The following is an 8,920-nucleotide window of genomic DNA, read 5'->3' as shown; positions in this document are numbered from 1 at the left end:
CCGCTACATTCACTACTACAACCACGAACGCATCAAGCTGAAATTAAATGGGCTGAGTCCCGTGCAATACAGGACTCAGCCCTTGGCCGCTTAGATTTTAACCGTCCAACTTCGTGGGGTCAGTTCAATCAGCGGCCGGTTTTTTTGCAGCATGCGCGCGAACGCAACGCTTACTTGAGCGTGACGGGCACGCTGAAATACTTCTTCGCGAGGTTGTCGATCGTGCCGTCGGCCTTCAGTTCCTTCAGCGCCTGATCGAGCGCCGTCTTCAGCGCCGCGTCGTTCTTGCGCAGGCCGAAGCCGACGCCCGAGCCGAGGATCTCGGTGTCGCTGACCGTGCCGCCCGCGAACGCGAAACCCTGGCCTTGCGGCTTCGTCAGGAAGCCCTTCGAGCCGGCTTCCGAATCCTGGAAGGTCGCGTCGAGACGGCCCGACTTCAGGTCGGCATACGCCAGATCCTGCGTCTGGTACGGCACGACTTCAACGCCGGCCGGCGCCCACTTCTTCTTCGCGTACGCTTCCTGGATCGTGCCCTGCAGCACGCCGACGCGCTTGCCCTTCAGCGATTGCGGGGTCGGCAGCAGGCCGCTGCCCTGCTTCGCGATCAGCTGGTTCGGAATCGTGTAGATCGGATCGGTGAACGCGATCGCGTGCTTGCGCTGGTCGGTGATCGTCATGTCCGAGTTGATCGCGTCGAACTTGCGCGCCTGCAGCGCCGGGATCAGGCCGTCGAAGTCGTTCTCGACCCACACGCACTTGGTCTTCAGCTTCGCGCACACCGCGTTGCCGATGTCGATGTCGAAGCCGGTCAGCTTGCCGTCGGGCGTCTTGTATTCGAACGGTGCGTACGAGGCCTCGACGCCGAACCGGATCTCCTTCAGATCCGCGGCAAACGCGCTGCCTGCCGCCACGGCCGATGCCGCCACCACCGCATGCGCGGCCACTTTACGCCAATCCAACTTCATCTGGTGTTCTCCTCGATACTCGAATGTTCCGGAACTACGGGCGCTTGCATCATTGCAGGGTCGGATGACCACGACAATGCGGCTGCCGCGCCGTGATGCGGCGCAACAGCCGCAAGGCCGCGATTGTACCAATCCGCGCGGCCCGATATGGCAAAGCGGGCGGCGCGACGCGATGCTGCGCTGCGTGCCCGGCGGCCGCCGCGCGCCCCGTCGAACTTGCAAGACGGTGTCGCAAATACGCAAGCGTGGCGCGTGCGCCGGCCGTGCGGCGTGCGGGCGTTATCGCAAAAAAATGAACGGGCCGCGGAGCGATGCGCAAGCCGAGCGTCGCCACGGCCTGCCGATCGCGCGTCGATCAGACGAGTGCGGCGATCGTCTCGCGTGTCGTATCGATCACGAGCAGGCCCGCGCGCAGGCCCGGCTTCACGGTCGGATTCGGAAAGACGATCCGTTCCTCGTCGTGCGTCACCGTGTAGCGGTAGTCGCCGTCCTGCGCGAGCACCGTTCCGCGCGCGAACGCGGTGAAGTTCGCGACGTCGGCCGCGACGAACAGCTCGAGCGCGTCGCTCTGCTTCGTGATCTGGTCGATCACCGTGAAGACGCGCGGCAGCGACGGATGGCCGCCACCGGCGTCGACTTCCGCCCTCCCACCCGACACGAGCTTGCGCACCGCGCGGTCGGCCGGCGCGAAGCGCGCCAGGTCGTTCTGGCCGAACGGCCGCACCTTGCCGAGTTCCAGCGTGCACGCGAGCGCGCCGCAATGCTCGGCCGTGAAATGCGAATACGTATTGCCCTTCGCCGTGTGCAGCAGCACGGCCGCGATGCGTGCATCGCCGAGCCATTCGATCATCGCGCGCGTCGGAGGCGTGCCCGTGTGCGGCAGCAGCGCGAACTGCTCGAACACCGATGCGCGAATCGCCGTATGCATGTCGATGTGCCAGCGTGCGCGGCCCGCCGGCGCCGCCGCGAAGAACGCGGCCGCGGCCGCTTCGAGCTGCGCGGCGCGCGGCGCTTCGCGGCTCGCGGGCACCTGCGCGTGACGGCCGCTGAACAGGCGGTTCAGGTCGTCGTCGAGATAGCGTTCGCCCGCGCGCATCGCCGGCACGTTGCCGAGCACGACGAGCAGCCGGCATGCGAGCGGCAGCGCACCCGCGGCGAGATCGCGCACCAGCATCGACAGCAGTTCGATCGGCGCCGTCTCGTCGCCATGCACGCCGGCCGACACGAGCACGCTCGCGCGCGCCGCGGCGTCGGCCGCCGCCGGTTCGAACGCGAGCAGCCCGTCGCCGAGCCATTGCCAGCGCACCGCGCCGCCCGCGCAGGCGCCGTCCTGTTCGGCCGGCGCGTCACCGGCCAGCGTGAACGCGAGAAAGTCGTCGAGCAGCGCGGCGGCCGGCATCCGTGCCTCAGCGCTGGAAGTCATACAGCGAACCGACGCGCAGGATCTGCGTGAGCTCGTCGAGCGCCGTGCGCGATTCGTCGAGCAGCGCCGGATCGGCGAGGTCTTCCGGTGCGAGGCGATCGCGATAGTGCTTGTCGATCCACGCGTCGAGCGACGCGAACAGCGTGTCGTTGATCCACACGTTCGACGTGACGGCCGCGCGCTCCGCTTCGTTCAGCACGACGCGCAGGCGCAGGCACGCCGGGCCGCCGCCGTTCTTCATGCTTTCGCGCAGGTCGAACACGAGCACGTCGTGAATCGGGCCGTTGCCGGCGGCAAGCTGGTCGAGATAGGCGGCGACGTTCGCGTTCTCGCGGCACTCCTGCGGCACGACGAGTACCTGCGAGCCGTCCGCGCGCGACAGCAGCTGGCTGTTGAACAGGTACGACGTCACCGCGTCGTTCACGCTCACCGCCGCGTCCGGCACTTCGATCACGTTCAGGCGCGCACCGCGTGCGTCGAGCGCGGCGGTCAGCGTGTCGTAGATCGCCTGCTTGTTGACGAACGCGCGTTCGTGCGTGAACAGCGTGTCGCGGTTGCCTACCGAGATCACGTCGTTGTGGAACACGCCCGCGTCGATCACGTCCGGGTCCTGCTGTGCGTACACCGTCGCTTCCTCCGCGAGCCCGTGGCGATGCGCGACCGCGCGGCTCGCCTCGAAGGTCTGGCGGGCCGGGAAACGCTTCGGCTCGGGGCCGCGACGGTATTCGGCACGGCCGTACACGAAGAATTCGATGCCCGGCTTGCCGTATTCGGCGCAGAAGCGCGTGTGGTTCGCCGCGCCTTCGTCGCCGAGCGCCGGCGTGCCGGTCAGTGCTTCATGCACCGCGAAGTGCGCGGGGTCCGCAAACAGCGTCGACAGCGTGCGGCGCGTCGCTTCGTGCTCGATCGCGCGATGCAGCTTGCTGCACAGGTTCGCCGGCGTGAAGTGCACGCGACCGTCGCTGGTGTCCGCCGACGGGCTGACGGTGGCCGCGTTCGCGGTCCACATCGCCGACGCCGAGCTCGCCGCGGCGAGCAGTTCGGGCGCCTGCTTCGCGGCCTTCGCGATCACGTCCGCGTCCTTGCCCGAGAAGCCGAGCTCGCGCAACAGGCGCAGCGACGGCCGCTCCTGCGGCGGCAGCACGCCTTGCGCGAAACCGAGATCCGCGAGCTGCTTCATCTTGCGCAGGCCCTGCTTCGCGGCGGCCTTCGGGTTCGCGGCCGACTTCTCGTTGTTCAGCGACGCCACGTTGCCGAACGACAGCCCGGCGTAGTTGTGGGTCGGGCCGACGAGCCCGTCGAAATTGGCTTCTTGTGCGTTCATCGTCGTTCCCTCGATCAGAAATGCAGGCCCGGCGACAGGCTCGCGGGCAAAGTCAGTTGCGTGCTTTCCACCGACGCCATCGGATACGCGCAATAGTCGGCCGCGTAGTACGCGCTCGGGCGATGGTTGCCGGAGCGGCCCGTGCCGCCGAACGGCGCGGCGGACGATGCGCCGTTAGTGGGGCGGTTCCAGTTGACGATCCCGGCGCGGATCGTGCGGCGGAAGTGCTCCCACACCTTCGGGTCGTCGGCCAGCAGGCCGGCGGACAGGCCGAACGCCGTGTCGTTCGCGCGCTCGATCGCGTCGTCGAGCGTCGTGTAGCGGACGACCTGCGCGAGCGGGCCGAAATGTTCTTCGTCGGGCAGGTTCGCGACCCCCGTCACGTCGACGATCGCCGCGTTCACGAAGCCCAGGCGCGGATCGCGCTGCGTCATCGCGATGATCGGCTTCGCGCCCTGCTCGACGAGGCGCGACTGCGCGTCGACCAGCTTCGCGGCCGCGCGGGCCGAGATCACCGCGCCCATGAACGGCTGCGGATCGGCGTCGAACACGTCGGCCGTGATCTTCGACGTGACGTCGGCGAAACGCGCGAGGAAGCGGTCGCCGAACGCGCCCTGCGGCACGAAGATGCGGCGTGCGCACGTGCAGCGCTGGCCAGCCGACAGGAACGCCGACTGGATCGTGTGATGCACGGCCGCGTCGACGTCCTCGACCTCGCCGATCACGAGCGGGTTGTTGCCGCCCATCTCGAGCGCGAGCACGATTTCCGGACGGCCGCCGAACTGCTTGTGCAGCAGCGTGCCGGTGTCCGAACTGCCGGTGAAGAACAGCCCGTCGATCTGCCGATGATTCGCGAGCGCGATGCCGGTGTCCTTCTCGCCCTGCACGAGGTTCAGCACGCCGGGCGGCAACCCGGCTGCCTGCCACACCTCGACCGTCGCGCGCGCGACGCCCGGCGCAAGTTCGGACGGCTTGAACACGACCGTGTTGCCGGCGATCAGCGCCGGCACGATATGACCGTTCGGCAAGTGGCCGGGGAAGTTGTACGGGCCGAACACCGCGACGACGCCGTGCGGGCGGTGACGCAGCACCGCGACGCCGTCGGCCATGTCCTGGCGCTTCTCGCCGGTGCGCTCCTGATACGCCTGGATCGAGATGCCGACCTTCGCGGCCATCGATGCGACTTCGGTGCGCGCTTCCCACAGCGGCTTGCCCGTCTCGCGGCCGATCGCGGTCGCGATCGCTTCCTTGCGTTCGGTGAGCAACGCGGCGAAGCGCTTGACGATTTCGCAGCGCGCCTCGAAGTCGAGCGCCGACCAGCCGGCGAACGCGCGGCGCGCGCTCGCGACCGCACGGTCGACGTCGGCCGCCGACGCGCTGTCGCCCTGCCAGGCCACAGCGTCGGTGCCCGGGTTGCGCGAAGCGAAGACGGGGCCCGAGCCTGCGACCCAGGCGCCGTCGATGAAGAGTTCCGTCATGATTCGTTTATCCCTGTTTGACTTTGAGCGGCAGCACGCGGACCGGATCGCCGGCCTTCACGTCGAGCGCGACGGCATCGTCGGCCGACAGCACGAACGAGCCGTTCGCGACCACGCCCGGCGCGACGCCGACGCGGAAGTCGCCGAGCGACGTGTTCGACACGAGCGACTTGGGGGCATCGTCCCGCGCGTCGGGCACGCCGATCGCGACCGGTACGACGACGCTCTCGCGCACCGTGCGCAGGTCGTTGACGTGGCATTCGAGCACGGGGCCCGCGTCGAAGATGTCGACGTGATTCTGGTAACGCAGCCCTTCCGCTTCGAGCATCTTGCGGGCCGGCAGCGTGTCGCGGTGGGTGAGGCCGACCGCGTCCTGCGCGTCCTGCGGCAGCAGGTCGACGTACACCGGGTAACGCGGCATCAGTTCCGCGAGGAACGACTTGCGGCCGTGCGAGCTGAGGTAATCGGCCGCGTTGAAATCGATCTGGTAGAAGTGCGAACCGACCGCGCGCCAGAACGGCGACGTGCCGTCCTCGTCGAAGTGGCCGCGCAGTTCCGCGCAGATGCGCTCCGGAAAGCGGTCGCGGAATTGCGCGATGAACATGAAGCGCGAGCGCGACAGCAAGCCGCCGACGCCGCCCGTGCGATAGCGCGGGCTCAGGAACAGCGAGCACACTTCCGCGTAGCCCGTCAGGTCGTGCGAGATGTTCAGCGCCGACATCCGCGTCCACACGCCGAGTTCCTGGCTCGCATGCACGACCGTGCTCACGCGGTAGTTGTAGAACGGCTGCTCGAGGCCGACCTGCGTTTCGATCCCGCACACGCCCGCGATGTCGCCCGTCTTCGATTCTTCCATCACGAAGAAGTAGCCGGCCTCACCCGGTGCGGCCTTGCCCTCGAGCGTGCGGCGCGAGCGTTCGATGCGCGCGGCGAGCGCGTCGCGGTCGGGCTTGAACGTGGTCAGGCCCGGCCCGGTTTCCTGCGCGAGCGACACGAGCGCGTCGACGTCGCCCGTTTGTACGACCCGAACGACGATCATGCTGCGTCTCCCTTCAAATCTTCATCGTCGCGGCGGTGCAGCGGCACGCAGCGCACGACATCGCCTTCCTTCACATCGAGCGCCGCGCGCACGTCACCGGCCAGCGGCGCGTCGGTGCCGCGCGCGTCGGCCGTGTCGCCCGGCAGGTCGGCCAGCACGCAGCGGAACGACTCGCCGCTGCCCGTCGACACCATGTACGCGACGTCGCCCCGCTGGTGCGCGGCCTCGCGCACGACGCGCTCCGACGCCTGCTTCACGCACGCGGTACGGTCGACCTGGGCGGTCAGCACCGGGCCCGCGTCGAAGATGTCGACGAAGCGGTCGGGCTCGAAACCTTCCTCGAGATGGATGTCGTACGCGAGCAAGGCCGTTTCGTTCGGCTCGCCGAGCACGCGCTGCGCGGCTTCCGGCAGCAGCGGCACGTAGAGCGGATAGGCCGGCATCACTTCCGCGATGAACGTGCGGCTGCGGCCGCCCGAGGCGATGTCGACGTCGGTGAAATTACGGCCGAAGAACTTGCGGCCCACCGCTTCCCAGAACGGCGATGCGCCGTTGCCGTCGCTCACGCCGAGCAGCAGCGTGAACACTTCCGGCGTGAAGCGGCGGCGGTTCGCGGCGATGTACATCATCCGGGCGCGCGAGATCAGGTGCGCGGCCGCGTCGCCGCGCAGCGACGGATCGACGTAGAAGCCCGCGAGCCGGCTCTTGCCGGTCAGCTCGTGCGACATCGTGAGCGCGTGGATCTTGCGGTTCACGTGCAGCTCGCGCGACGCGTGGATCAGCGCGTCGTTGCGGAACGCGTAGAACGGTTCCGAGTAGCCGGCCGCGGCCACGATGCTCGCCGTGCCGAGCAGCTTGCCGGTCGACGAATCCTCGAGCACGAAGAGGTAGAACTCCTCGCCGGCGAAGTCGACGTCCGCGCGAAACGAATCCTCGGAGAGCGCCACGCGCGCTTCGAGCGCCGCGCGGTCGTGCGGCAGCGAGTGCAGGACCGGCTGCGCGGTGCGCGCCATGTGCGCGAGCGCATCGAGATCCGTGAGTTTGCCGGGGCGAACAAATAGCATCGTCGTTCCTGTCTGCGATGGGCGCGCCGATCAGCGCGCGGTGGCTTCCTGGGCCGCGAGCACCTGCTCGACTGCCTTCTCGAAGCGCTTCACGCCTTCGTCGAGCAGGTCGAACGGAATCACCAGCGACGGGACGAAGCGCAGCACGTTCGGGCCGGCGATCAGCATGATCAGCCCGTTCTCCGCGGCGGCGGTGACGAAGTCCTTCGCGCGGCCGTCGAAGGCGGCGGTGAGTTCCGCGCCGACCAGCAGGCCCTTGCCGCGCACGTCCTTGAAGATGCCGAAGCGTGCGTTGATGCGTTCCAGCGCGCCCTTCAGGCGCACGCTGCGTTCGCGCACGCCTTCGAGCAGTGCCGGGTCGCCGATCAGTTCGACGACCTTGTCCGCGATCGCCGATGCGAGCGGGTTGCCGCCGTACGTCGTGCCGTGCACGCCGACCTTGAAGTGCGCGGCCAGTTCGTTCGTCGTCAGCATCGCGCCGATCGGGAAGCCGTTGCCGAGCGCCTTGGCGGTCGTCAGGATGTCCGGCGTGACGCCCGTGTCCATGTACGCGTAGAACTGGCCCGTGCGGCCGACGCCCGTTTGCACTTCGTCGAAGATCAGCAGTGCGTCGTTGGCATCGCACGCTTCGCGCAGCGCTTTCAGGAACGCCGGATCGGCGGGGATCACGCCGCCCTCGCCTTGCACCGGTTCGACGATCACCGCGCAGGTTTTCGGGCCGATCGCGGCCTTCGCGGCTTCGATGTCGTTGAACGGCAGGTGCTTGATGCCTTGCGGCACCGGGCCGAAGCCTTCCGAGTATTTCGGCTGGCCGCCGACGCTGACCGTGAAGAACGTGCGGCCGTGGAACGACTGGACGAACGACACGATTTCATATTTGTCGGCGCCGTGGCGGTCGAACGCGACGCGGCGTGCGAGCTTCAGTGCGGCTTCATTTGCTTCAGCGCCCGAGTTCGCGAAGAATGCGCGGTCGGCGAAGGTCAGCGATTCGAGGCGCTTCGCGAGGCGCAGCACCGGTTCGTTCGTGTAGCCGTTGCCGATGTGCCAGAGCTTGCGGCCTTGTTCGTCCAGCACCTTCAGCAGTTCCGGGTGGCCGTGGCCGAGCGACGTCACCGCGATGCCGCACGCGAAATCGATGTACTCGCGGCCGGCCGTATCCCACACGCGGGAGCCCTCTGCGCGATCCGGCACGAACGGGGCGGGGGAAAATACCGGCACCATCACTTCGTCGAATGTCTGGCGGGTCACGGTCGAGGTCGTCATGGTCGTTCCTTTCGGTTTCGTAAGAGGGTTCAACAGGATCAAGTTTAGGTAAGGGTGACGCAAGCGTCTTGCGGAATTGCGACGGGTTCTATCGGAAGGTTTTGGTTTTGCCCTTTAGGGCCGGGGGGCGGCTACGCCGTGTCGGTATTTTGGGGCTTTTTCCGGCTTTTCTGTGGTCGGCTTCCGGTCGCGTGAAGCACCTGTGATCGTGTCGGTCTATTAGCGTCGCCCCTGCGCGGGGCCTGTCAGGAATTTTGTGTTTAAGGCATAACATGCTCCCAAGGAGAATTTATGCCTCGCAAACCGAAAGCCCAGCCGGCGGCTCTGCCGGCGATTCCGGCCGAGTTGCTTGAGCAGTTCGGCA

At 67.7% G+C, this 8,920-nt stretch carries 8 protein-coding genes; 1 reads left to right on the top strand and 7 read right to left on the bottom strand.

The window, feature by feature from the left end; all coding sequences use genetic code 11:
- A partial coding sequence (locus H0X95_RS35340; RefSeq protein WP_146211670.1) for an IS3 family transposase occupies window positions 1-94 on the top strand: 94 nt, incomplete at its 5' end.
- Window positions 95-170: 76 nt separating this feature from the next.
- Here the strand turns inward: H0X95_RS35340 and H0X95_RS35335 are convergent.
- From H0X95_RS35335 to H0X95_RS35305, 7 genes are all read right to left on the bottom strand, one after another.
- On the bottom strand, window positions 171-965 hold the full coding sequence (locus H0X95_RS35335; RefSeq protein ID WP_006490898.1) for an ABC transporter substrate-binding protein: 795 nt from the start codon (window positions 963-965) through the stop codon (window positions 171-173).
- A gap of 355 nt (window positions 966-1,320) precedes the next feature.
- Window positions 1,321-2,364, bottom strand: a complete 1,044-nt coding sequence (gene astE, locus H0X95_RS35330; protein WP_172843428.1) for a succinylglutamate desuccinylase — start codon at window positions 2,362-2,364, stop codon at window positions 1,321-1,323.
- A 7-nt stretch (window positions 2,365-2,371) separates the two neighbouring features.
- Window positions 2,372-3,712 (bottom strand): N-succinylarginine dihydrolase, encoded by a 1,341-nt coding sequence (astB, locus tag H0X95_RS35325; protein WP_006488742.1) that lies wholly within the window; start codon window positions 3,710-3,712, stop codon window positions 2,372-2,374.
- A gap of 14 nt (window positions 3,713-3,726) precedes the next feature.
- Window positions 3,727-5,190, bottom strand: a complete 1,464-nt coding sequence (gene astD / locus H0X95_RS35320) for a succinylglutamate-semialdehyde dehydrogenase (protein ID WP_062884656.1) — start codon at window positions 5,188-5,190, stop codon at window positions 3,727-3,729.
- A 7-nt stretch (window positions 5,191-5,197) separates the two neighbouring features.
- Window positions 5,198-6,229, bottom strand: a complete 1,032-nt coding sequence (gene astA, locus H0X95_RS35315) for an arginine N-succinyltransferase (protein WP_006488741.1) — start codon at window positions 6,227-6,229, stop codon at window positions 5,198-5,200.
- Window positions 6,226-7,293, bottom strand: a complete 1,068-nt coding sequence (gene aruF, locus H0X95_RS35310; RefSeq protein WP_006488738.1) for an arginine/ornithine succinyltransferase subunit alpha — start codon at window positions 7,291-7,293, stop codon at window positions 6,226-6,228. The genes astA and aruF overlap by 4 nt, the downstream gene beginning before the upstream one ends.
- A 30-nt stretch (window positions 7,294-7,323) precedes the next feature.
- Window positions 7,324-8,556 (bottom strand): aspartate aminotransferase family protein, encoded by a 1,233-nt coding sequence (locus tag H0X95_RS35305; protein ID WP_006488733.1) that lies wholly within the window; start codon window positions 8,554-8,556, stop codon window positions 7,324-7,326.
- Window positions 8,557-8,920: the final 364 nt, after the last annotated feature.

It is taken from the genome of Burkholderia sp. 9779_493, from assembly GCF_015712215.1.
Classification (GTDB): domain Bacteria; phylum Pseudomonadota; class Gammaproteobacteria; order Burkholderiales; family Burkholderiaceae; genus Burkholderia; species Burkholderia cenocepacia.
The sequence above is the reverse complement of the archived record's forward strand: the minus strand, read 5'-3'. Positions and strand labels throughout refer to the sequence as shown.